The 24,197-nt window shown below is 59.0% G+C and carries 22 protein-coding genes; 4 read left to right on the top strand and 18 right to left on the bottom strand.

From position 1 onward, the window contains the following. Positions 1 to 34: 34 nt before the first annotated feature. The 15 genes from rnhB to rpsB form a co-directional block, all read right to left on the bottom strand. Positions 35 to 628, bottom strand: coding sequence for a ribonuclease HII (gene rnhB, locus IMX17_RS19860; RefSeq protein WP_046899066.1), 594 nt, complete (start codon positions 626 to 628; stop codon positions 35 to 37). After that, a complete protein-coding gene (lpxB, locus tag IMX17_RS19865; RefSeq protein ID WP_193550153.1) occupies positions 625 to 1,773 on the bottom strand; it encodes a lipid-A-disaccharide synthase in 1,149 nt (382 codons plus the stop codon). The genes rnhB and lpxB overlap by 4 nt, the downstream gene beginning before the upstream one ends. A 3-nt stretch (positions 1,774 to 1,776) precedes the next feature. Then, positions 1,777 to 2,565, bottom strand: coding sequence for an acyl-ACP--UDP-N-acetylglucosamine O-acyltransferase (gene lpxA, locus IMX17_RS19870; protein ID WP_046899065.1), 789 nt, complete (start codon positions 2,563 to 2,565; stop codon positions 1,777 to 1,779). Between the two features lie 3 nt (positions 2,566 to 2,568). After that, positions 2,569 to 3,024, bottom strand: a complete 456-nt coding sequence (gene fabZ, locus IMX17_RS19875; protein WP_004931962.1) for a 3-hydroxyacyl-ACP dehydratase FabZ — start codon at positions 3,022 to 3,024, stop codon at positions 2,569 to 2,571. Between the two features lie 160 nt (positions 3,025 to 3,184). Continuing rightward, positions 3,185 to 4,207 (bottom strand): UDP-3-O-(3-hydroxymyristoyl)glucosamine N-acyltransferase, encoded by a 1,023-nt coding sequence (gene lpxD, locus IMX17_RS19880; RefSeq protein ID WP_025304030.1) that lies wholly within the window; start codon positions 4,205 to 4,207, stop codon positions 3,185 to 3,187. 3 nt (positions 4,208 to 4,210) lie between these two features. Beyond that, positions 4,211 to 4,708 carry a molecular chaperone Skp gene (gene skp / locus IMX17_RS19885; protein WP_004931958.1) on the bottom strand — a complete coding sequence of 166 codons (498 nt, stop codon included), beginning with the start codon at positions 4,706 to 4,708 and terminating at the stop codon, positions 4,211 to 4,213. A gap of 156 nt (positions 4,709 to 4,864) precedes the next feature. Then, positions 4,865 to 7,291, bottom strand: coding sequence for an outer membrane protein assembly factor BamA (gene bamA / locus IMX17_RS19890; protein ID WP_033652498.1), 2,427 nt, complete (start codon positions 7,289 to 7,291; stop codon positions 4,865 to 4,867). A 35-nt stretch (positions 7,292 to 7,326) separates the two neighbouring features. Further along, positions 7,327 to 8,682, bottom strand: coding sequence for a sigma E protease regulator RseP (rseP, locus tag IMX17_RS19895; RefSeq protein WP_025304033.1), 1,356 nt, complete (start codon positions 8,680 to 8,682; stop codon positions 7,327 to 7,329). A gap of 27 nt (positions 8,683 to 8,709) precedes the next feature. Beyond that, positions 8,710 to 9,552 carry a phosphatidate cytidylyltransferase gene (gene cdsA, locus IMX17_RS19900; protein ID WP_046899064.1) on the bottom strand — a complete coding sequence of 281 codons (843 nt, stop codon included), beginning with the start codon at positions 9,550 to 9,552 and terminating at the stop codon, positions 8,710 to 8,712. Between the two features lie 9 nt (positions 9,553 to 9,561). After that, complete coding sequence (ispU, locus tag IMX17_RS19905) at positions 9,562 to 10,320, bottom strand: (2E,6E)-farnesyl-diphosphate-specific ditrans,polycis-undecaprenyl-diphosphate synthase (RefSeq protein ID WP_033644874.1); 759 nt, start codon at positions 10,318 to 10,320, stop codon at positions 9,562 to 9,564. 268 nt (positions 10,321 to 10,588) lie between these two features. After that, the gene (gene ispC / locus IMX17_RS19910; protein ID WP_193550154.1) at positions 10,589 to 11,794 is read right to left on the bottom strand and encodes a 1-deoxy-D-xylulose-5-phosphate reductoisomerase; all 1,206 of its coding nucleotides are present in this window, start codon (positions 11,792 to 11,794) and stop codon (positions 10,589 to 10,591) included. A gap of 157 nt (positions 11,795 to 11,951) precedes the next feature. Further along, positions 11,952 to 12,509 carry a ribosome recycling factor gene (gene frr / locus IMX17_RS19915; protein ID WP_025160240.1) on the bottom strand — a complete coding sequence of 186 codons (558 nt, stop codon included), beginning with the start codon at positions 12,507 to 12,509 and terminating at the stop codon, positions 11,952 to 11,954. Between the two features lie 119 nt (positions 12,510 to 12,628). Then, positions 12,629 to 13,354 (bottom strand): UMP kinase, encoded by a 726-nt coding sequence (pyrH, locus tag IMX17_RS19920; RefSeq protein WP_004931940.1) that lies wholly within the window; start codon positions 13,352 to 13,354, stop codon positions 12,629 to 12,631. 148 nt (positions 13,355 to 13,502) lie between these two features. Then, on the bottom strand, positions 13,503 to 14,354 hold the full coding sequence (gene tsf / locus IMX17_RS19925) for a translation elongation factor Ts (protein WP_016929890.1): 852 nt from the start codon (positions 14,352 to 14,354) through the stop codon (positions 13,503 to 13,505). A 129-nt stretch (positions 14,355 to 14,483) separates the two neighbouring features. Further along, complete coding sequence (gene rpsB, locus IMX17_RS19930; protein WP_016929891.1) at positions 14,484 to 15,209, bottom strand: 30S ribosomal protein S2; 726 nt, start codon at positions 15,207 to 15,209, stop codon at positions 14,484 to 14,486. Positions 15,210 to 15,554: 345 nt separating this feature from the next. Here rpsB and map point away from each other — a divergent pair, with 345 nt between their 5' ends. The 4 genes from map to IMX17_RS19950 all read left to right on the top strand — a co-directional run bounded on the left by map (position 15,555) and on the right by IMX17_RS19950 (position 20,472). Beyond that, positions 15,555 to 16,349, top strand: coding sequence for a type I methionyl aminopeptidase (gene map, locus IMX17_RS19935; RefSeq protein WP_028127527.1), 795 nt, complete (start codon positions 15,555 to 15,557; stop codon positions 16,347 to 16,349). A gap of 73 nt (positions 16,350 to 16,422) precedes the next feature. Next, positions 16,423 to 19,086 (top strand): bifunctional uridylyltransferase/uridylyl-removing protein GlnD, encoded by a 2,664-nt coding sequence (gene glnD / locus IMX17_RS19940; protein WP_033652507.1) that lies wholly within the window; start codon positions 16,423 to 16,425, stop codon positions 19,084 to 19,086. 42 nt (positions 19,087 to 19,128) lie between these two features. Further along, positions 19,129 to 19,953: a 2,3,4,5-tetrahydropyridine-2,6-dicarboxylate N-succinyltransferase gene (gene dapD, locus IMX17_RS19945; protein ID WP_004931932.1), complete on the top strand. Its 825-nt coding sequence runs from the start codon at positions 19,129 to 19,131 to the stop codon at positions 19,951 to 19,953. Between the two features lie 129 nt (positions 19,954 to 20,082). After that, entirely contained in the window at positions 20,083 to 20,472 is a 390-nt protein-coding gene (locus IMX17_RS19950) for a DUF3461 family protein (protein ID WP_004931929.1), read from the top strand. 57 nt (positions 20,473 to 20,529) lie between these two features. On the opposite strand, the gene IMX17_RS19955 is transcribed toward IMX17_RS19950, so the two are convergent. Genes IMX17_RS19955 through pbpC form a run of 3 tightly spaced genes read right to left on the bottom strand, consistent with a single transcriptional unit; the run spans position 20,530 to position 24,195 of the window. Then, positions 20,530 to 20,982 (bottom strand): flavodoxin, encoded by a 453-nt coding sequence (locus tag IMX17_RS19955; protein WP_046899062.1) that lies wholly within the window; start codon positions 20,980 to 20,982, stop codon positions 20,530 to 20,532. 33 nt (positions 20,983 to 21,015) lie between these two features. Then, positions 21,016 to 21,786, bottom strand: a complete 771-nt coding sequence (gene truC, locus IMX17_RS19960; protein ID WP_182265791.1) for a tRNA pseudouridine(65) synthase TruC — start codon at positions 21,784 to 21,786, stop codon at positions 21,016 to 21,018. Between the two features lie 60 nt (positions 21,787 to 21,846). Then, positions 21,847 to 24,195, bottom strand: a complete 2,349-nt coding sequence (gene pbpC / locus IMX17_RS19965) for a penicillin-binding protein 1C (protein WP_193550155.1) — start codon at positions 24,193 to 24,195, stop codon at positions 21,847 to 21,849. Between the last annotated feature and the right edge of the window lie 2 nt (positions 24,196 to 24,197).

Raw genomic sequence — 24,197 nt, forward strand, 5'->3', positions numbered from 1 at the left:
GTTAATGCTATCGTCGAGCGGTCAGGCTCGCAGGCTACAGCGCGAGCGCCCTTTTCACCGGCGCGAAGCTGCGGCGATGATGCTCGGTGGCGCCCAGCGCGGCCAGCCGCTCCAGGTGGAAGGCGGTCGGGTAGCCTTTATGCTGCGCGAAACCGTAGTCCGGGAACTCGCGGTCCAGCTCGGCCATTTCGCGATCGCGCGTGACCTTCGCCAGAATGGACGCCGCGCTGATCTCCGCCACGCGGCTGTCGCCCTTCACCACCGCCTGCGAACGCATCGGCAAACTCGGGCAACGGTTACCGTCGATTAAAACCATGTCCGGCGCGATATGCAACCCGGCCACCGCGCGCTGCATCGCCAACATGGTGGCGTGCAAAATGTTCAGTTGGTCGATTTCCGCCGGTTCGGCGCGCCCCAGGCTCCAGGAGAGCGCTTTGGCGACGATTTCGTCATACAGCGCCAGCCGGCGTTTTTCACTGAGCTTTTTGGAGTCCGCCAGCCCGACGATCGGCTGCGCCGGATCGAGGATCACGGCGGCGGTGACCACTGCGCCGACCAACGGGCCGCGGCCCACTTCGTCCACACCGGCAATCAGCGTGGCAGCGGGATAGATAAAGGGTTCAATCATGCTTTCGCCAGCTCCAACACAGCCTGAGCTGCCTGTTCGTCCGCACCGCAACGGATGCTTTGGTGCAAGGTAAGGAAAGTCTGTTTCAGCGCGTCGGTTTCCGGGCTCTCTTCCAGCAGCGGCATCACAGCGGCGGCCAGTTTGTCCGGGACACAGTCATGCTGCAGCAGTTCGGTGACGATCTCCCGCCCCGCCAGCAGATTCGGCAGCGAGACATAAGGCGTTTTCACCAGCTTCTGCGCCAACCAGAAAGTGAACGGCTTCATGCGATAGCCCACGACCATCGGGCACTTGGCCAGCATGCATTCCAGCGCCGCCGTGCCGGATGCCAGCAGCGCCGCGTCGCTGGCGATCATCGCTTCACGCCCCTGTCCATTCAGCAGGTGTACGGTCAGATCCGGCGCCACTTCGGCCTTGATGCGCTCAAACTGCTCACGCCGTTTGGCGTTGACCAGCGGCACCACCACTTCCAGCTCGGGATAACGCGTGCGCAGCAGCTGCGCGGTTTTGAGGAAGTCGGCGCTCAGCATCTCGACTTCGGCGCCGCGGCTGCCCGGCAACAAGGCCAAACAGCGCGCCTGCGGAGCGATGCCAAGCTGAGCGCGCGCCGCAAAGCGATCGGGCTGCAGCGGCATGGCGTCCGCCATGGTGTGACCGATAAACCGGCAGGGGACGTTGAAACGATCGTAAAACGCTTTTTCGAAAGGGAGAAAGGCCAGCACCAAATCGGTGGCTTTGCCTATTTTGAAAACGCGCTTTTGTCGCCAGGCCCACACGGAAGGGCTGACATAGTGGATGGTGCGAATGCCGCGCTGCTTGAGGCGGCCTTCCAGCGTGATGTTGAAGTCCGGCGCGTCGATGCCGACAAACACGTCCGGCCGCAGCTCACCGAAGCGGCGGGTGAGATCCTTGCGGATCTTCAACAGGCGTGGCAAGCGCTCGAGCACTTCCACCACGCCCATTACCGCCAGCTCTTCCATTTCGTACCAGGCTTCGCACCCTTCGGCCTGCATCAGCGGGCCGGCGACGCCAACGAAACGCGCGTCGGGGATCTGCGCCTTGAGCGCACGGATCAAACCGGCGCCGAGAATGTCACCGGAGGTTTCTCCGGCGACCAATCCGATAGTCAATGGACGATTCGACATAACTCAGCGAATGATGCCACGGGTAGAACGGGTGAAGAAATCGAGGTATTGCTGCACCACCGGCTGCTCTTTGGCCAGGGCTTCGATTTCCGTTTTCGCTTCATCCAGCGTTTTTTCGCTGCGATACAGGATTTTGTAGGCGTTACGGATCGCCTGCATTTCATCCTTGTCAAAACCGCGGCGCTTGAGGCCGACCGCGTTGACGCCGAACGGCGTAGCGTGGTTGCCCTGAGCGATGACGAAAGGAGGCACGTCCTGAGCGACACCGGAACAACCGCCTACCATCACATGCGCGCCGATAATGCAGAACTGGTGGATCGCGGTCATGCCGCCGATGATGGCGTGATCGTCGATTTCCACATGCCCCGCCAGCGTGGCGTTGTTGGCCAGCACGCAAGAATTGCCAACCACGCAGTCGTGGGCGACGTGCACGTTGACCATCAGCAGGTTGTCATTACCCACTTTGGTCAGGCCGGTGCCCTGCGCGGTGCCGCGGTGAATGGTGACGCTTTCGCGGATGCGATTGCGATCGCCCACTTCCACACGCGTCGGCTCGCCCGCGTATTTCAGATCCTGATTCACTTCGCCGATAGAGGCGAACTGATAAATCTGGTTATCGCGGCCAATCTTGGTAATGCCGTTCACCACCACGTGGGATTTCAGCACCGTGCCGGCGCCGATTTCCACCTGGGAGCCGACGTAGCAGAAAGGGCCGATATGCACGCCGGCGCCAATCACGGCGCCTTCTTCGACTATCGCGCTAGGATGGATAAAGGCGGTTTGGTCAATCACGGATTAAGCCTCCCGGCTGCGGGCACACATCATGGTTGCTTCGCAGACAATTTTACCGTCAACGGTCGCGACGCCTTTGAAGCGAGTCAGACCGCGGCGAGTTTTCTCGAAGGTGACTTCCATGACCATCTGATCGCCTGGCACCACAGGGCGCTTGAAGCGAGCTTCGTCGATACCGGCGAAGTAATACAGTTCGCCCGGTTCCAGTTTGCCGACGCTTTTAAACGCCAGGATGCCGGTGGCCTGCGCCATGGCTTCCAGGATCAATACGCCTGGGAAAATCGGTTTGCCAGGGAAGTGGCCCTGGAAAAACGGTTCATTCACCGATACGTTCTTCACCGCACGCAGATATTTGTGCTCTTCAAACTCGAGGACGCGGTCGACCAGCAAGAACGGGTAACGGTGAGGAAGCAGATCCAAAATTTCTGCAATATCCAGAGTATGAGTGTCAGTAGTCAAAATACTCTTCCTGTCTCTAAAAACTGATGGCATCAACAACACGGCCTGCGCTGACCCCAAAAGGAGATCATCATGCAGGCCGCAAATTAACATCTCTTTGCGCTTTTGGTCTCACGACCAACGCGTTTCGTTTTGTACCCGCCAGGGCGGGCGGCAATGACTAGTCTTTTCCGACTTTACGTTCGACAGCTTTCAAGCGCTTGCTGATCTCATCGATATTCATTACCAACGCAGCGGTTTTACGCCAAACCTTGTTAGGCTGCAACGGAATGCCCGAAGAGTATACCCCAGGTTCGGTGATTGGTCGCATAACCATTCCCATTCCGGTAACAACAACCTTATCGGCAATTTCCATGTGACCGTTGATCACGCTGGCGCCGCCAATCTGGCAATAGCGGCCGATTTTCAGGCTGCCGGCCATGATCACACCGCCGGCGACGGCGGTATTGTCGCCAATCACGACGTTATGTGCAATCTGGCATTGGTTGTCGATGATAACACCATTCCCGATTTGGGTGTTATCCAAAGCGCCGCGGTCAATGGTGGTGCAAGCGCCGATTTCGACGCGATCGCCGATAATCACCGTGCCCAACTGAGGGATCTTGATCCACTCGCCGCGCTCATTCGCATAGCCGAAACCGTCTGCGCCGATCACGGTGCCCGACTGAATCAGGCAGCGCTGGCCGATTTCGACCGCATGATAAATCGTTACGTTCGCCCACAGACGCGTTCCCGCGCCGATGCGTGCGTGTTTGCCGATGAAGCAGCCCGGGCCGATAACCACGTTATCGCCAAGCACCGCACCCGACTCGATCACCGCGTTCGCCCCAATGGCGACGTTCTGCCCCAGCTGCGCTTCAGGCGAGATCACCGCGCTTGGCGCGATATCCTGAGCCGGCGACGGCGTGGTGTCCATCAGCTGCGCCATGCGCGCATAGGTCAGGTAAGGGTTCTTAACCACCAGCGCCGCAGCACGGCAGTGTGGTAAATCCGCTTCGGTAAGCACCACGGCGCTTGCCTGGCAGGAAGACAGCTGCTCTTGATAGCGGCTGTTTGACAAAAACGTGATTTGGCCAGGCTGTGCCGAATGCATAGAAGCAATGCCGGTGATGACGAGATCGCCATCACCGTGCAATTGTGCATCCAACTGCTGCGCTAAATCAGCCAGTCGAATTGAAAGCATGTGTTATTTAACCTGTTTCAGCACGTCAGCAGTGATATCTTTGGAAGAGTCTGCATAGGCAACGGCGTTGGCGTCGATCACCACGTCATAACCGCCTTTGCTCGCGACAGATTTCACCGCGTCCTGAATGCGGCTCAGGATCTTGTTACGCTCTTCCATCTGGCGACGACGGTTGTCCTGCTCGAAAGCCTGGGCTTTCTGAGAGAACTGCTCGCGCTGCGCCATCACGTCTTTTTCCAACTTGCTGCGGTCGCTGGCTTTCATGGTAGCGCCGTCACGCTGCAGACGTTGCATTTTGGTCTGCAGGCTACGTTCCATGTTCTGGAGTTCGCTTGCACGGCCTTTAAACTCGTTTTCCAGCTGTTTAGCGACCGCTTCGCGGGCCGGCAGCTGTTGGAAAATGCTGGAGACGTTAACGACAGCGATCTTATCTGCTGCCTGAACGCCAGCTGAAGCAGCCATTGCTAAACCGAGGCCTGCGGCACACAACCACTTTTTCACTATAAACTCCTTACCATCACCCATTTGTGTCATATGACACTGAAGTACACAATTTGCCAGACTTGTCCCACCAAACAATGAGAATCATCTCCCTCTGCCGGCGGGCGCCTGGCCATTGCGATTCTTAATAACTGTTATGCCCAGAGGCGAGACCCGTTACCAGGTCTTACCGATGTTAAACTGGAACTGTTCGGACTTGTCGCCTTCGTATTTCTTGATCGGGTTGGCGTAAGAGAACACCAATGGCCCCAATGGCGACATCCACTGCAGCGCGATACCGGCGGAAGAACGAATATTGCTGGCCTTGCTGTAGTCCGGCACGCCGTACATCAGCGTCTCGTTGGTATTCTTCCACTTGGTATCCCACACGGTACCCGCATCGATGAACAGCGACGTACGCACCGAGTTGGCGTATTTCTCGCTGATGAACGGCGTTGGGGTGATCAACTCCAGGCTGGCGACCGCCATGGCGTTACCACCCACCGCGTCATCCGAACCACAGATGCTCTGACGATCGGTGGTGCTGCCGGCGTTGAACTGGCACTGGTACGAATTGGAGTTGTAGTACACCGCCTTCGGACCAATGGTGTTGGACTGGAAGCCACGCACGGTGCTCGAACCACCGGCGTAGAAGTTCTCGTAGAACGGCATTTCCTTGCCGCCCAGCCCATCCGCGTAACCCAGACGGCCGCGACCCAACAGCACCCAGGTGCGGTCGTCGTTGATCGGCACGTACTGTACGCTGTCCAGCGTCACCTTGTAGTATTCGTTGTCCGAGCCCGGAATGGTGACCTTGCCGTTCAACGTGGTGCGGTTACCCGAAGTCGGGAAGTAGCCACGGTCCAGGTTGTTGTAGGTCCAGCCCAGGTTCAGGGTAAAGTCGTCCGTCGAGTAGCTGGCGCGGTCGGTCTTGTTCGCATCCACGCCCATAGAGTCGAGATAACGCCACATGGCGATCTGCGGCTGCATGTTCGACAGGCCGTTGTGGACATAGCCCAGACCGGTGCGCAACGAGTTGTTTTCGTTGATCGGGAAGCCCAGCGTGCCGTCAACACCGTAACTCTTGTTGGTGTAGTCGGACAGGTCCGCATTATCCGCTTTAAAGTCGTTGTAGAAGACGCGGCCGCCCAGGCTCACACCGTCAACGGTGAAGTACGGGTTGGTGACCGAGAATTCGGTATACGTCTGGTAATCGTTCTTGGTGCCGCTGATGCCGACCGAGTAGCCGGTACCCAACCAGTTATCCTGCTGCACGCCGGCCTGGAAGCTGACGCCGCTCTCGGTGCCGTAACCGACGCCGAAGTTAAAGGTACCGGTGTTGCGTTCTTTCACCTTGTAGGTCACGTCGACCTGATCGGCAGTGCCCGGCACGCGCTGGGTTTCCACATCGACCGTTTCGAAGTAGCCCAGGCGGTTCAAACGCTCCTTGCCCTGCTCGACCTGCTCGTTGCCGAGCCAGGCGCCTTCCATCTGGCGCATTTCGCGACGCAGTACGGAATCCTTGCTGGTGTCGTTGCCTTCGAACTTGATGCGGCGCACGTAGAAACGGTTGCCCGCGTCAACATTGACGTGCAGCTTGACGGTTTTATCCGCGTCATTGATCTCCGGCTGGGTGCCGACGCGCGGGTAGGCGTAACCATAACGGCCCAACATCGTTTTGATGTTGTCTTCCATTTTGGTCACTTTGCTGCCGTTATACAGCTCGCCCGGCTCGATTTTGGTGATCTGAGCGACTTCCGCCGAATGGCCGGCCAGGTTGCCGTTCACGACAACATCAGAAAGCTTGTACTGATCGCCTTCGGTGATGTTGATGGTGATATAGATGCCTTTTTTATCCGGCGTCAGGCTCACCTGGGTAGAATCGATATTAAAGCGGGCATAGCCGCGATCCAGATAGAAGCTGCGCAGGGTTTCGAGATCGCCCGCCAGTTTTTGCTTCTGGTATTTGCGATCGCCGACCAGGTTCCACCACGGCACTTCATCACGCAGCTGGAAGCGCGAGATCAGTTCGTCGTTGGTGAAGGCGTGGTTGCCGACGATGTTGATTTGTTGAATCTTGGCGGAGACCCCTTCCGTGAACACCAGCTTCAGGTCGACACGGTTGCGCGGCAACGGCGTGACCACGGCTTTCACCGAGGCGCTGTATTTACCGACGCTGTAATAGAAGTCTTCCAGCCCTTTTTCAATGCTGGAAATCGTGGTGCGGTCGAGCGCCTCGCCCACCCGGACGCCGGAAGCTTCCAGGTTTTGCTTGAGCATGTCATCCTTCACCGACTTGTTGCCGGAGAAAGTGATGCTGGCGATGGTAGGACGTTCCTTCACCTGCACGATCAAGGTATTACCATCGCGCAGTACGCGCACGTCCTCGAAGTTGCCGGTGGCAAACAAGGCACGAATGGTATTACTGATGTCATCGTCAGTGACGGTATCGCCGACGCGAACCGGCATGTTGAGTAACGCCGCACCGACGGCAACTCGCTGCAGGCCTTCGAAATGAATGTCTTTCACTACGAACCCGTCTGCACCGTATACGGTGGCGCTGCCAAACAGCAGCGACGCTATGAGCAACTTTTTCATCGCCATCGTTGTTATGCGTTCTTCCTAACCTATCCCCGCCCCTAAAGGCGGGAAAAATCATTGAAAAGTGCAAGACCCATCAACAACACCAGCACGATCGAACCTATGCGGTAGCTGTAGTCCTGTACTCGCTCGGAAACCGGCCCACCCTTCAGCTTTTCTATCGCCAGGAAGAGGAGATGCCCACCATCTAACACCGGTAATGGGAACAGGTTGATGATCCCCAGGTTGACGCTAATCAACGCCAGGAACATCAGATAATACACGAATCCGACTCCGGCTGACGCCCCAGCTCCCTGTGCAATCGAGATCGGGCCACTCAGGTTGTTCAGCTTTACATCACCGGTTATTAATTTGCCCAGCATGTTGACCGTCAGCCGCATCAGCTGCCAGGTCTTGTCGCCGGCCTGATACAGCGCCGGGAACGGTCCATACTGACGAATCGTCTTATACTCTTCCGGCAGCGGCAGCACCTTTGGAATGATGCCTGCAAACCCCACCGATTTGTCTTTTCCCACCGGCTTTGTATCCGGTATCAGCGTCAAAGACAAGGGGGCGCCGTTTCTTTCAATCTCCAAAGCCAGCGGTTGCCCCGGGCCATCGTGGATACGCTTCACCAGCGTCTGCCAACGACCCAACGGCTGACCATCGACTTTAACGATCCTGTCCCCCGCTTGTAAACCCGCCTTTTGCGCCGCCGAGTTCGGCTGCACTTCCGCCAACACGGATTCGATCTGCGGGCCGCGCGGCATAATCCCCAGTGCGACAACGGGATCCTGCTTGTCCGGTTCAAAGTTCCACTGGCGCAAGTCCAGGGTTTTGGTCACCACCTGCGAAGAGCCGAACGGCGCTACGCCGACTTCGGTTTGCGCATCGCCAATCTTCGCCACCAGCGCCAGACGAACTGACTCCCAATCAGGCGTTTCGATGCCGTCAACCGACTTTAGTTCCATGCCAGACGAAATTTCAGCCTTGGCGGCGATCGATTGCGGCGCGATTTCGCCGATCACCGGACGGAAACTCGGCACGCCGATGATGAACACCAGCCAGTAGGCAAGGATAGCAAACAGGAAGTTGGCGATAGGGCCGGCGCTGATGATGGCCGCGCGCTGCCAGACGGTTTTATTGTTGAAGGCCTGGTGGCGCATCTCCGGCGCCACCGACTCCACGCGCTCGTCCAGCATCTTCACGTAGCCGCCGAGCGGGATCAGCGCGATAACGTACTCGGTGCCCTGGCGATCGGTTCGGCGCCACAGCGCCCGGCCGAAGCCGATGGAGAAGCGTTCAACGCGCACGCCGCAACGACGGGCAACCCAAAAGTGTCCGAACTCATGCACGGTAATCAAGATACCGAGCGCAATCAGAAACGCCACCAGGTTCCAAAGCACGCTGACCATCATCCCTCACTTTCCGTCATCGACGGATTAAAACACCAACAGCATCAGGCAGGCAAACACCGGCACCGCCGCGGTCAGGCTGTCGATACGATCCAGTATGCCGCCATGACCGGGAATCAAATGCCCGCTGTCCTTGATGCCCGCTTCGCGTTTGAACATGCTTTCGGTCAAATCGCCCAGCACCGAAGCCAGCGCGGCGATCACCGAACAGGCCAGCAGCGTGGTCGGCACCACGTTCAGCGGCGCATAGCGGCCGAACAGCCACGAGATCACCGCCGACGTCAGCAACCCGCCGATCAACCCTTCCCACGTTTTGCCCGGTGAGACCTTCGGTGCCAGCTTATGCTTGCCGAACAGCTTGCCGAACATGTAGGCGCCGGAATCCGCGCCCCACACCAGCAACATCACATACAGCAGCCACCAGGCGCCGGTAAACGGGTTTTGCTCGTAACCGTACTGGCGCAGCGCCAGCATGCCCCAGAAGAACGGCACGATGGTCAGCAGGCCAAACAGCAGGCGCAGCGGGCGCGAATTGCGCCAGATAGCGGCCGAGCCGGGATAGAACAGCACCAACAGCAACGCCGCCAGCCACCAGGCCAACGACAGCCACAGCGAGCCGCTTATCTGTGGCACGGATTGATGGTAAGCGGGGACGCTGAGCATCATCAGCGCAAGCAGAAAACCGCACAGTATCGCCAACCAGATGCGCTGCGAACGGGAGGTAAAACCGGCCAATTGGCCCCACTCCCAGGCAGCTAACATGCACACGACGAGCGTTACCAGAGCAAAGGCCAACGGCGGCAACAGGAACAGCGCCGCGATAACGATCGGGATTAAAATCAGAGCAGTTATGAGGCGATACTTCAGCAAAAGTTCTCCCTAGGACGCATCGGCGCCGTTAGGTGTTGTTCCCCCGAAGCGGCGCTCACGTTGTGCAAATGCATTCAGCGCACCTTCAAAGACAAGTTCATCGAAATCAGGCCAGAGCACATCAGTAAAGTAAAGTTCAGCATAGGCGATTTGCCACAGCAGGAAATTACTGATGCGATGCTCGCCACCGGTGCGGATAACCAGATCCACCGGCGCCAGGTCGCTCATGCAAACCCGCTCGTTCAATAATTCCTCGCTGATCTGATCCGGGTGCAACTCGCCTACCCGTACCTGTTCGGCCAGTTCCCTTACTCCCTGAATGATATCCCAACGGCCGCCGTAGTTGGCAGCGATATTGAGCGTCAGGCCATCGTTATTTTCCGTCAGAGCTTCAGAGCGGCGGATCCGCTCCTGCAAACGCGCGCTGAATCGGCTGATATCGCCGATCACTCGCAGCCTGACGTTATGTTTATGCAGGCTTTTTACTTCACTATCCAAAGCGCGGACAAAAAGCTCCATCAGGGCAGAGACTTCCTGCACCGGACGGTTCCAGTTTTCGCTGCTGAAGGCATAAAGCGTGAGCGCATCTAAATGGTGGCTGGCGGCAAAACTGACCGCGCGGCGAACCGATTTCACCCCTGCTTTATGACCGAAGACACGTAACTTGCCCTGACGTTTGGCCCAGCGTCCGTTACCGTCCATGATAATGGCGACATGGCGCGGCCCCGGGGAAGATGGATTAGCCTCTTGTTGGTTTGCGGACGACATAACTCGTACTTATTTCCTCAATAGAAATATAACTGCCTTTCCGGAACATCAGGCCCTTACGCGCAAAAAAAGCCGTGTGCCCGACACGGCTTTCAGCCTGCCCTTGCGATACCCGGCGCAGCCGGGCCGCCATTGACGCACAAGGCGCCAATCGGGCCATAATTCAACGGTATAACCGCTGACAGGTGGCGCAGACTATACCACCTCAGCGGGGCATGAACAAACGGCCCCGCTGCGGCGCACGCGAATGACGAGCAAAATCGGATAATCACCGTGATCGGCCGCACAACGCGCGAACCCGCTCCTCAGCGGCGGCGCGCGCCTGACGGTCAATGTCTAAGACCGCTTCGATGCTCGTCGGTTCCTGCAGCGCGAGACGTTCCACCACCTGGCGATTGACCGCCGCGATATCGGTAAAGCGAATCTGCTGCTGCAAAAATGCCGCCACGGCGATTTCGTTGGCCGCGTTCAGCGCGGTGGTGGCCGCCTGGCCGGCATCGAACGCTTCGATCGCCAAATACAGGCAAGGATAACGCTCACGCTCCGGTTCGGCGAAGGTCAGCGAACCGATACGGCAGAAGTCCAGCGCTTCCACACCGGAATTCACACGCTGCGGATACGCCATCGCATGAGCGATTGGCGTGCGCATATCCGGTGTCCCCAACTGCGCCAGCACGCTGCCGTCGGCATAGCGCACCATCGAGTGAATCACCGACTGCGGGTGCAGGATCACTTCCATTTGCTCGGCCGAGGCGTTAAACAGCCAGCGGGCCTCAATGTATTCCAGACCTTTGTTCATCATGGTGGCGGAATCCACCGAGATCTTGCGGCCCATCGACCAGTTTGGGTGGGCGCAGGCTTGATCCGGCGTCATCGCGGCGAACTGTTCCAACGGCGTGGTGCGGAATGGGCCGCCGGAACCGGTAAGCACGATGCGCGAAACACCATGACTGTCCAGTGAAGAGTATCCCAACTGGCGCTGAATGTTCTCAGGCAAACTCTGAAAAATCGCGTTGTGCTCGCTGTCGAGCGGCAGCAGTTGCGCCTGGCTTTGCCTCACCGCGTCCATAAACAGGCGGCCGCAGGTGACCAGCGACTCTTTGTTGGCCAGCAGCACCTGCTTGCCCGCGCGGATCGCCGCCAGCGTCGGCAACAGCCCCGCGGCGCCGACGATGGCCGCCGTCACTTGATCGACGTCATCCAAAGCGGCCAATTCGCAGGCCGCTTGTTCCCCGGCCAACACTTCGGTAGCGACGCCGTTCTCCGCCAGGATAGCGCGCAGCTCGCACGCGGCGCTTTCATCCGCCATCGCGGCAAACGCAGGCCGAAATTCCATGCATTGCTGCGCCATGACCGCAACGTTGCGGCCGGCCACCAGCGCTTTGATCGCAAAACGGTCGAGATTCGCCCTGACCACGGCCAGGGTGCTGGTCCCTACCGAGCCGGTCGAGCCAAGAATGGTCAGTTGCTTCATGAGTTCACTCTGAATAACTGTCTGATGAGATCGGAGGTGCTCCAGTGTGGAACCTTGGACACCGCTTGTCCATGATCTTTCAGTACGATGAAACGGGATCTGCGCCACAAAAAACAAAGCGCCGCCCAGGCGACGCTTTTTTTCTGCGCGATGCTGATTAGAATTCCATCAGCTCTTTTTCTTTCTCCGCCAGCGCGGCGTCGACCAGCTTGATGTAAGCGTCGGTCATTTTCTGAATCTCGTCTTGTGAACGACGCTCTTCGTCTTCGCTGATCTCTTTATCTTTCAGCAGCGCCTTGACCTTGTCGTTGGCGTCGCGACGCACGTTACGCACCGCTACGCGGCCCTGCTCGGCTTCGCCGCGCACGATCTTGATCAGATCCTTACGACGTTCTTCGGTCAGCGGAGGCAGCGGAACGCGAATGTCAGAACCGGCGGAAGACGGGTTGAGGCCCAGATCGGAGCTCATGATCGCTTTCTCAACGGCCTGGCTCAGGCTGCGGTCGAATACGTTGATTTTCAGCGTGCGGGAGTCTTCCACGGTCACGTTGGCCAGCTGACGCAGCGGCGTAGCGGCGCCGTAGTATTCCACCATGATGCCGTCCAGAATGCTTGGAGAAGCGCGGCCGGTACGGATCTTGCTGATTTGGTTTTTGAATGCTTCTACGCTTTTTTCCATGCGTGAATCAGCATCTTTTCTGATTTCATTAGTCACGTTGCAAACCCTTGGAAGCTGGTTACTTGGCAGGCGATACTCAAGTATAGCCCGTAATCGTACTCGAAGAGCGCGCGGCGCCTGGCGTCACGCGCTCCGAAAAAGAGGTGTGAACAGCCTTATTTGCTGATCAGCGTACCTTCGTTCTCACCCATCACCACGCGGCGCAGCGCACCAGGCTTGTTCATGTTGAACACGCGGATCGGCAGACCGTGATCGCGGGCCAGCGTAAACGCCGCCAGATCCATCACTTTCAGCTCGCGCTCCAGCACGTCCTGATAGGTTAATTGTTCATACAGCGTCGCATCCGGGTTTTTCACCGGATCGGCGGAGTATACGCCATCCACTTTGGTGGCTTTCAGCACCACGTCCGCTTCGATCTCGATGCCGCGCAGGCAAGCGGCGGAATCGGTGGTAAAGAACGGGTTGCCGGTACCGGCGGAGAAGATCACCACGCGGTTGTTGCGCAGCAGGCTGATCGCCTCTGCCCAGCTGTAATTATCACATACGCCGTTCAGCGGGATCGCTGACATCAGGCGGGCGTTCACATAGGCACGGTGCAGTGCATCACGCATAGCCAGGCCGTTCATCACGGTAGCCAGCATTCCCATGTGGTCGCCCACTACGCGGTTCATGCCGGCTTGCGCCAGCCCCGCGCCGCGGAACAAGTTCCCGCCGCCAATAACTACACCGACCTGAATTCCCAGTTCGACCAGCTCTTTCACTTCCTGAGCCATGCGATCCAAAACGCTGGCGTCGATACCAAAACCTTCTGCACCTTGCAGGGCTTCGCCACTCAGTTTAAGCAGAATACGCTGATATACGGGTTTTGCATTGGTTGCCATGGTGTTCTGTCCTAAGAAGCAGTATTAGTATTGGGGATTTCAGCCGATGAAACGCGCCTGAGGTGAGCATCACGCTGCAGGGCCTGCCACCGGTGTAATTCTGGCTGGATAGTATGGAACCGCCAGACGGCGGTTCCATCGACAGTCATTAAGACTGTTTGCTCATCGCGGCAACTTCAGCAGCGAAGTCGGTTTCGACTTTCTCGATGCCTTCGCCCACTTCGAAGCGAATGAAGTTGGTGACGTCAGCGTTGTGCTCTTTCAGCACCTGAGCAACGGATTTGCTCGGATCCATAACGAAAGGCTGACCGGTCAGAGAAACTTCGCCGGTGAATTTCTTCATGCGGCCTTCAACCATTTTCTCTGCGATTTCTTTCGGCTTGCCGGACTGCATGGCGATGTCCAGCTGAACCTGGTACTCTTTTTCTACCACTTCAGCAGACACGTCTTCTGGCTTCACGAACTCTGGCTTGCTCGCCGCAACGTGCATTGCGATTTGCTTAACCAGCTCTTCGTCAGCGCCTTTAGCCGCAACCAGAACGCCGATGCGCGCGCCGTGCAGGTAGCTGCCCAGCACGTCGCCTTCCAGGGAAGCAACGCGACGAATGTTGATGTTTTCGCCGATTTTTGCCACCAGCGCTACGCGCTCTTCTTCGAACTGTGCTTTCAGCACGTCAACGTCAGTGATTTTGCCGGCCATAGCGGCATCCAGCACTTTGTCGGCGAACGCCTGGAAACCGGCGTCTTTCGCAACGAAGTCAGTCTGGCAGTTAACTTCCAGAATGATGCCGTAGTTGCCTTCGATCTTGGTTTTGATCACGCCGTCAGCAGCCACGTTGCCTGCTTTTTTAGCGGCTTTAATCGCACCGGACTTACGCATGTTTTCGATTGCCAGTTCGATGTCGCCGTTGGATTCAACCAGCGCCTTCTTGCAATCCATCATGCCAGCGCCGGTACGCTCGCGCAGTTCTTTTACCAGGGCAGCGGTAATATCAGCCATTTATTTTTCCTCGGTTATCTCGCGTGGAGACAGTTCTCATTCAGATAAGCAAAGGGGGCCTTTACAGGCCCCCCTAACCAACATATGTCAATACCTGGTTAATAAGGGCTCAGTGACGAGCTTGCCTTATTATTCAGCTTCTACGAAGCCTTCTTCCGCCTGAACGGCCAGATCTTGAGAACGACCTTCACGCACAGCGGCAGCAACAGCAGTCAGGTACAGGTTTACTGCACGGATTGCGTCGTCGTTACCAGGGATGATGAAGTCAACGCCGTCTGGGTTGGAGTTGGTATCAACGATAGAGAATACCGGGATACCCAGGTTGTTGGCTTCTTTGATCGCGATGTGCTCGTGATCGGCATCGATAACGAACAGTGCGTCTGGCAGACCGCCCATATCTTTGATACCGCCCAGGGAGTTTTCCAGCTTGGCCAGTTCACGAGTGCGCATCAGCGCTTCTTTCTTGGTCAGCTTGTCCAGGGTGCCGTCTTGAGACTGGATTTCCAGATCTTTCAAACGCTTGATGGACTGACGAACGGTTTTCCAGTTAGTCAGCATGCCACCCAACCAGCGGTGGTTCACGAAGAACTGGTCACAGCTGTTCGCAGCGTCTTTTACCGCTTCGCTTGCTGCGCGTTTGGTACCAACGAACAGGATCTTGCCTTTACGGGAAGAGATCTTGCTCAGTTCAGCCAGAGCGGCGTTGAACATTGGTACGGTCTGCTCCAGGTTGATGATGTGAACCTTGTTACGAGCGCCGAAGATGAAAGGCTTCATTTTCGGGTTCCAGTAACGGGTCTGGTGACCAAAGTGAACACCAGCCTTGAGCATGTCGCGCATGGAAACAGTTGCCATGATTAAACCTCTATAGATTAATTGGGGTTATGCCTCCACGTATCCCATAACGCCGACCCTGGCGGCGACAAGTCACCTCAGGGCACCCCGGCGGATGTGCCGATACGTGTGTGTTATTTACACAAAATGAGTGCAGTTAAAGTATTTTCGGCCCATTCCCGCCAGGTCACAAGAACCAAGACACGGATCGCCGGCGCGCTTTATACCATAAACCCGCCGCCGACACCAACTTTTGTTGCGTTTCGCCGGGCGTCAGGAAATGAAATTTGGCAGCCCCCGGCCGGGCTGATACCATAAGTCACTGCTTCTTATTGTCGACGATAACGACACCTGCGGACGAATTTCATGGCAATCTCAATTAAAACACCTGATGACATCCAAAAAATGCGCGTGGCCGGCCGCCTGGCAGCCGAAGTGCTGGAAATCATCGAGCCGCACGTCAAACCTGGCGTGACCACCGGCGAGCTGGACCGTATCTGTCACGAGTACATCACCAACGAACAGCAGGCCATTTCCGCCTGCCTCGGCTATCACGGCTTCCCGAAATCCGTGTGCATTTCGGTGAACGAAGTGGTGTGCCACGGCATCCCGAGCGACGACAAAACGCTGAAAGACGGCGATATCGTCAACATCGACGTGACCGTGATTAAAGACGGTTTCCACGGCGACACCTCGAAGATGTTCATCGTCGGCAAACCGACCATTCTGGGCGAGCGCCTGTGCCGCGTCACTCAGGAAAGCCTGTATCTGGCGCTGAAGATGGTCAAACCGGGCATCCGTCTGCGCACCCTGGGCAAGGCTATCCAGCAATTCGTCGAAGCCGAGAAGTTCTCCGTGGTGCGCGAGTACTGCGGCCACGGCATCGGCGAAGTGTTCCACGAAGAGCCGCAGGTGCTGCACTATGACGCGGACGACGGCGGCGTGGTGCTGCAGCCGGGCATGGCCTTCACCATCGAACCGATGGTCAACGCCGGCGATTACCGCATCCGCACCATGAAAGACGGCTGGACGGTAAAAACCAAAGATCGCAGCTTGTCGGCGCAGTATGAGCATACTATTGTGGTGACTGATAACGGCTGCGAGATAATGACGTTGCGCAAGGATGACACCATCCCCAACATCATTACGCACGAGATGTAAGCACCGCGGCGAACGCCGCGTGCGGAATATCACCAGGCCGGCTTATGCCGGCCTTTTTTATGGGCTGCGCACTATGTCTGACAATCTTCTTCAACAGGCGGCCCCGGCCGTGCCGATGCCGCCCGCCTCCCCCAGCGCCTACGGCGACGACGAGCTCACCTGCCCGGTGCTGAAACAGCGGCTGGAGCAGTTCCAGCTGTGGCTGGCGGCGGCGTTCGACGCCGGCTCCAGCGCAGAAAGCCTGGTGGCGGCGCGCAGCGACTTCATCGATCGCCTGCTGCGCCGGCTGTGGACGTTCTACGGCTTTGAAGATATCCCGGAAACCGCGCTGGTGGCGGTCGGCGGCTACGGCCGCGGCGAGCTGCACCCGCTGTCGGATATCGACGTGCTGGTGCTCAGCCAGCGCCGGCTGACGGAGCAACAGTCGCAGCGGGTCGGCGAATTCATCACCCTGCTTTGGGATCTCAAGCTGGAAGTGGGCCACAGCGTGCGCACCCTGGAAGAGTGTCTGCTGGAAGGGCTGGCGGATCTGACCGTGGCCACCAACCTGATCGAATCGCGCATGATCTGCGGCGACGTCGCGCTGTTCCTGCAGATGCAAAAACATATCTTCAGCGACGGCTTTTGGCCTTCGCCGCAGTTTTTCCACGCCAAGATCAACGAGCAGCAAGAACGTCATCAGCGCTACCACGGCACCAGCTATAACCTGGAGCCGGATATCAAAAGCAGCCCCGGCGGCCTGCGCGACATCCACACACTGCTGTGGGTGGCGCGCCGCCACTTCGGCGCCACCTCGCTGGACGAAATGGTCGGCTTCGGTTTCCTCACCCAGGCCGAGCGCAACGAGCTGAACGAGTGCCAAAGCTTCCTGTGGCGCATCCGTTTCGCGCTGCATCTGGTGCTGCCGCGTTACGACAACCGTCTGCTGTTCGATCGCCAGCTCAGCGTCGCGCAGCTGCTGCGCTATGAAGGCGAAGGCAACGAACCGGTCGAGCGCATGATGAAAGACTTCTACCGCATGACGCGGCGCGTCAGCGAGCTGAACCACATGCTGCTGCAGCTGTTCGACGAGGCCATCCTGGCGCTGGACGCCACCGAAAAACCGCGTCCGCTGAACGACGATTTCCAACTGCGCGGCGATCTGATCGATCTGCGTGACGAAACGCTGTTCATCCGCGAGCCGCAAGCCATCATGCGCATGTTCTACCTGATGGTGCGCAACCGCGAGATCAAAGGCATTTACTCCACCACCGTGCGCCAGCTGCGCCACGCGCGCCGCCACCTGAAACAGCCGCTGTGCACCATCCCGGAAGCGCGCGATCTGTTCATGGCCATTCTGCGCCATCCCGGCGCGGTGTCGCGCGCGCTGGTGCCGATGCACCGTCACAGCGTGCTGTGGGCCTATATGCCGCAGTGGGGCAAGATCGTCGGGCAGATGCAGTTCGACCTGTTCCACGCCTATACCGTCGACGAACACACTATCCGGGTGCTGCAGAAGCTGGAGAGCTTCGCCGATCCGCAAACCCGGCCGCGCCATCCGCTGTGCGTGGAACTGTATCCGCGCCTGCCGCACCCGGAACTGCTGCTGCTGGCGGCCTTGTTCCACGATATCGCCAAAGGGCGCGGCGGCGATCACTCGATCCTCGGCGCGGAGGACGTGGTGGAGTTCGCCGAGCTGCACGGCCTCAACTCGCGAGAAACCCAACTGGTGGCCTGGCTGGTGCGCTGCCACCTGCTGATGTCGGTCACCGCGCAGCGCCGCGATATCCAGGATCCGACGGTGATCCAGCAGTTCAGCAGCGAAGTGCAGAGCGAAACTCGCCTGCGCTACCTGGTATGCCTGACGGTGGCGGATATCTGCGCCACCAACGAAACCCTGTGGAACAGCTGGAAGCAGAGCCTGTTGCGCGAGCTGTATTTCGCCACCGAGAAACAGCTGCGCCGCGGCATGCAAAACAGCCCGGATCTGCGCGAACGCGTGCGCCACCACCGGCTGCAGGCGCTGGCGCTGCTGCGCATGGACAACATCGACGAAGAGGCGCTGCACCGCATCTGGAGCCGCTGCCGCGCCGACTATTTCCTGCGCCACTCGCCGAATCAGCTGGCCTGGCACGCCCGCCATCTGCTAGCCCACGATTCCACCCAGCCGCTGGTGCTGGTCAGCCGCCAGGCGACGCGCGGCGGCACCGAGATCTTCATCTGGAGCCCGGATCGTCCTTATCTGTTCGCCGCCGTCGCCGGGGAGATGGATCGCCGCAACCTGAGCGTGCACGACGCCCAGATCTTCACCAACCGCGACGGTATGGCGATGGACACCTTTATTGTGCTGGAGCCAGACGGTAGCCCGCTGGCGCAGGATCGCCACGCGGCGATCCGCCAGGCGCTGCTGCAGGCCATCACCCAGCGGGAGTACCAGCCGCCGCGCGTGCGCCGCCCCTCTTCCAAGCTGCGCCACTTCAGCGTGCCGACCGAGGTCACCTTCCTGCCGACCCATACCGATCGCCGCAGCTACCTGGAGCTGACCGCGCTCGACCAACCTGGCCTGCTGGCGCGGGTGGGCGAAGTGTTCGCCGATCTGGGGCTGTCGCTGCACGGCGCGCGCATTTCCACCATCGGCGAGCGGGTCGAGGATTTGTTCATCCTGGCCGACGGCGAGCGGCGCGCGCTCGACCAAGAAACGCGCAGAAAGTTGGAGCAACGGTTGACAGAGGCCCTCACCCCAAACGATAAAATGTGATACAAGTAACTTTTTACCGACAACATCAGGAAAGAGAACAGCATGCAGCAATTACAGAACGTTATTGAAAGCGCCTTCGAACGCCGTGCGGACATCACCCCGGCGAACGTAGACACCGTAACGCGCGAAGCGGTAAACCAGGTGATCGGCCTGCTGGACAGCGGCGCCCTGCGCGTCGCCGAGAAGATCGACGGTCAATGGGTCACCCATCAGTGGCTGAAGAAAGCCGTGCTGCTCTCTTTCCGCATCAACGACAACAAGGTGATGGACGGCGCAGAAACCCGCTACTACGACAAAGTGCCGATGAAATTCGCCGACTACGACGAAGCGCGCTTCCAGAAGGAAGGCTTCCGCGTCGTGCCGCCGGCCACCGTGCGCCAGGGCGCGTTCATCGCTCGCAACACCGTGCTGATGCCGTCTTACGTTAACATCGGCGCCTACGTCGACGAAGGCACCATGGTCGACACCTGGGCCACCGTCGGTTCTTGCGCGCAGATCGGCAAAAACGTTCACCTGTCCGGCGGCGTCGGCATCGGCGGCGTGCTCGAGCCGCTGCAGGCCAACCCGACCATCATCGAAGACAACTGCTTCATCGGTGCGCGTTCCGAAGTGGTGGAAGGCGTGATCGTGGAAGAAGGCTCGGTGATTTCGATGGGCGTCTACCTCGGCCAGAGCACCCGCATCTATGACCGCGAGACCGGCGAAATCCATTACGGCCGCGTGCCGGCGGGTTCGGTGGTGGTTTCCGGCAACCTGCCGTCGAAAGACGGTTCTTACAGCCTGTACTGCGCGGTGATCGTCAAGAAAGTCGACGCCAAAACGCGCGGTAAAGTCGGCATTAATGAGTTATTGCGCACTATCGACTAAATTGAAATAGCGGGTGATTCACCCGCTATTTTTTTGTCTGCGTTTCGCTGGCAGTCACAGTCGCAGATCTCGCTTTCCGCCATAATCGCAGTCGTGGAATATAACGATCACATCTAAAGAGGGCGCAGTATGTACGATAACTTGAAGAGTTTGGGCATCAATCAACCGGAAGACGTCGATCGCTATAGCCTGCGTCAAGAGGCCAACAACGACATCCTCAAGATCTATTTCCGCAAGGACAAGGGCGAGTTCTTCGCCAAGAGCGTGAAGTTCAAGTATCCGCGCCAGCGTAAAACCGTGGTGGCGGACAACGCCGGCCAGGGCTACAAGGAAATTCACGAGATCAACCCGAACCTGCGTTACGTGATCGACGAGCTGGATCAGCTGTGCCAACGCGATCAGGTGGAAGTGGATCTGAAGCGTAAAATCCTCGACGACCTGCGCCATCTCGAAGGCGTGGTGTCGCACAAGATCGCCGAGATCGAAGCCGATCTGGAAAAACTCACCCGCGGCAAATAATGCGGATCGGTTGACCCGCATCATCGTTAAGGCGCCCTTTTGCGGCGCCTTTTTACGTTATGACTGCAGCAGCGTGCCCCACTGCTCGACCCACGGGCAGGCGACCACTTCCGGCTCCGGCTGTTCCATCGCATCGATTTCCAGCACTTCGCCAACGCGAGTGGCGCCCTGTTCCTGCAACAGCGCATCGAACGTGCGCCCGGCGCCGCAGAAGTGGTCATAGCTGCTGTCGCCGAGGGCGATCAGCCCATAGCGCAGCTCCGGCTGATAGCCAACCTGATCGCGGATAGCGTGGAACAGCGGCGCGATGCTGTCCGGCAGATCGCCCTGCCCGGTGGTGGAGGTGATCACCAGCGCGTAGTGCTGACGATAAAACTGCCAGGCCTCCAGCGTGCCCTCTTCGAACAGTTTGACCTCATGGCCCTGCTCGCTGAGGATGTTTTGCGCCTCTTCCGCCACCAGCAGCGAATTGCCGTAGACCGTTCCCACGAAGATACCAACCTGAGCCATGGCTCCTACTCCCTTCATTACCTTTAAAAATTGTCAGCTATCCTGACCGTTAGCCGCGCTAAACTCAACCCCGGCAAGTTCAGGGAATACCCCTGCCCAACCGAACTGCGCCATCACCCCTTGCCAGGCCTCGTCCCAGCGCGCCGTCACCTGCAGCGGTTCGCCGGTCACCGGGTGCGACAGCTGCAGATGGCTGGCGTGCAGCATCAGGCGCGGGCAGCCGAAATGCTGCGCCATACCGCGGTTCTGCCGCAGATCGCCATGCTTGCTGTCGCCGATGATCGGATGGCGCAGGTGCGCCATATGGCGCCGCAGTTGGTGCTTGCGGCCGGTTTCCGGCTGCAGCTCCACCAGGCTGTAACGCGCGCTGTCGTAGCGGCCGACGGCCACCGGCATCTCTACCTGCGCCAACGGCCGGTAGTGCGTCACCGCCGGCTGCGGCCCCTTGTCGGCATCGGCATGTTTATCGGCGATTTTATCCAGCTCCGTCGTCAGCGGGTAGTCGAGGGTCGCCCCCTCCTGCACGTAACCGCGCACCACCGCATGGTAGGTTTTCTGCACCTGATGCTGCTCGAACTGCTGTGACAGCAGACGCGCCACCTCGCTGGAGAGCGCCATCAGCAGCACGCCGGAGGTCGGACGATCGAGACGGTGCACGGTAAAAACGTGCTGCCCGAGCTGATCGCGCACCGTCTGCATCATAAAGCGAGTTTCATGACGGTCCAGCCAACTGCGGTGCACCAACCAGCCCGACGGTTTGTTCACCGCCACCAGGTGTTCATCCTGATACAAAATCTCAATCACATCGCGTTCCCAGGTCAATAGCCGTTTCGGGCGCGAGTATAACAGGCATGACACGCAACGCTAGTTCACCCATTCGATGGTCACCAGGCGCGTATCAGCGCGGCCGCGATCGTCCACCGCCCGGATGCGGTAGCGCCCGTTGTTGATCGGCCGCCAGTCGATCGGCTTTTTGCTGGCGCTGCTGCCGAGATAGATATCGTCGACGAACCAGTACACCGTCTTGCTGTCGGCGTCCGTCACCGCGCTGAAGGCGATTTTATCCCGACCCTGCTGCGACTGACGCAGGGTATAGGTGGTGTTCTTCAGCGGTGAGGTGATGCGCGGCGCGTTGCCGCCGACGGCGATGCCGTTGTCCTTGCAGCGATTGACCGGCGGCGCCCGCTTCGGCAGCCCGGCCTGGGCGAACACGTTGGCCAGATCGGATGGCCAGAACTCAAAGACCTCGGTGCGGGTCTGCGCCGCGTCATACGGCGGGCAAACGACCTCGCCGCTGTGAATATCCAGCACCACAGGCCGGTAGACGCTGTCTACCTTGATCGGCGACTTGCCGGGAATGAACCAGGTCTTGCCCTTTTGCTGGCACCACGGCGTCGGCAGATCGCCGCTGGCGAGACAGATGTCTACCCGCCGCAGCCGCTTGGGGAACGGATGTTTCGGTTCCCGCAGGGCGGGATAGCTGGCGTTGACGCTGTCGATGATATTGAAAAACAGCGGCGCGGCCGCCTCGGCGCCGACCAACGCATTGTTGCCGCGCCCATCGAAGTTGCCTTCCCACACCACCAGCACGTAAGGGCCGAAAATCCCGACGCTCCAGGCGTCGCGAAAGCCCCATGAGGTGCCGGTCTTCCAGTACACCGGCAGCGACGAAGAACGCTGCGCCAGCGTATCGCCCAGCCGCCGGTGCTGGCGCAGCATATCCAGCGTGATGAAACTGGCCTCCTCGCTCAACAGCCGCACCGGCGCCGATTCAGCCGCGTTAACCTGCATGCGCAGCGGCCGCAGCTCACCGCGGTTCGCCAGCAATGCATACAGCTTCGCCAATTCCTGCGCCGTCACCTCGCCGCCGCCCAGCACCAACGACAGCCCGTAGTGGCTTTCGTTGGCCATATTGGCGACGCCGGTCAGGCGTAAAAACTGATAAAAGGTCGGCTGACGCAGCTGTGAAGCGACATACACCGCCGGAATATTGCGGCTGAAATTCAGCGCGTCGGTGGCGGTCACCGGGCCGAGAAAGCGCCGGTCGAAATTTTCCGGCGCATAGGCTCCAAACGACGAAGGCACGTCTTTCAGGATAGTCATCGGATGCAGCACGCCCTGCTCCATGCCCAGCGCATAGATGAACGGCTTCAGCGTCGATCCCGGCGAGCGTTTGGCGTTGGTGCCGTTCACCTGCCCCTGAATAGGGCGATTGTAATAGTCCGCCGATCCCACCAGCGCACGCACCCCCATATCGCGGCTGTCCACCAGCAGCACAGCGGCATTCTGAATGCCGCGGCTGCGGTTGCGGGCGATAAAGGCATTGACCTGCCGCTCGACCAGCCGCTGCAACCCGGCGTCCAGCGTGGTATCGACGCGGGTATCACGTTGCACCAGTTGCTGCGTCTGCAGGCGCAGCTGTTCGATAAAGTGCGGCGCGATATAGGGTACTTGCTCAGGCTGGCGCAGCGCCAACGGCAGGCGGAACAGCGTTTGCTGGCTGGCGTCGGTCGGGTAAACCTGCTGCCAACGCTGGAACAGACGATTGCGCGCCTGCGTCAACGCCGCGCCGAGCACGCCGGTTTTCGGCTCCAGACGGTAGCTGGGTGACTGCGGCAAGACCGCCAGCGTCAGCGCCTCCGGCAGAGTCAACTCCCGCGGCGACTTGGCGAAATAGATCAGGCTGGCGGCGCCGATGCTTTCAATGTTGCGGCCGTAGGGCGCGTAATTCAAATAGGCTTCCAGGATATCGCGCTTGGAGTAGCTCAGTTCCAGCTGCACCGCACGCAGCACCTGCAACACCTTGCCGCCCGGCGTACGGGTATTGAGATGCCAGCGCATGCGCGCCAGCTGCATGCTGATGGTCGAACCGCCCTGCATTTTGCCGCCGGCGACATAGCTGCGCCAGAAACCGCGCATCAGGCTGACGGGGTTAAAGCCGGGGTTATAGTAGAACCAGCGATCTTCGTGCAGCAGCAAGCCGCGCACTGCCAGCGGCGACACTTGCTCCAGCGGGGTCCACAGCCGGTAGCGATCGTCGTTGGCCAGCGTAATGCGCAACAGCGCGCCGTGCCTGTCGTAATAAACGGAAGACTGCGGCAGCCCCTGCCACAGGGGCGGATGCGGCCACAGCCGAATTGCGGTCAACAGCAGAGCCAGTAAAAACACCGCCATCAAGCCGTTTTGCAGCACGCGCCCGGTCAGGATCTTCATAC

The organism is Serratia sp. X3 (assembly GCF_014982455.1).
GTDB lineage: Bacteria > Pseudomonadota > Gammaproteobacteria > Enterobacterales > Enterobacteriaceae > Serratia > Serratia ureilytica.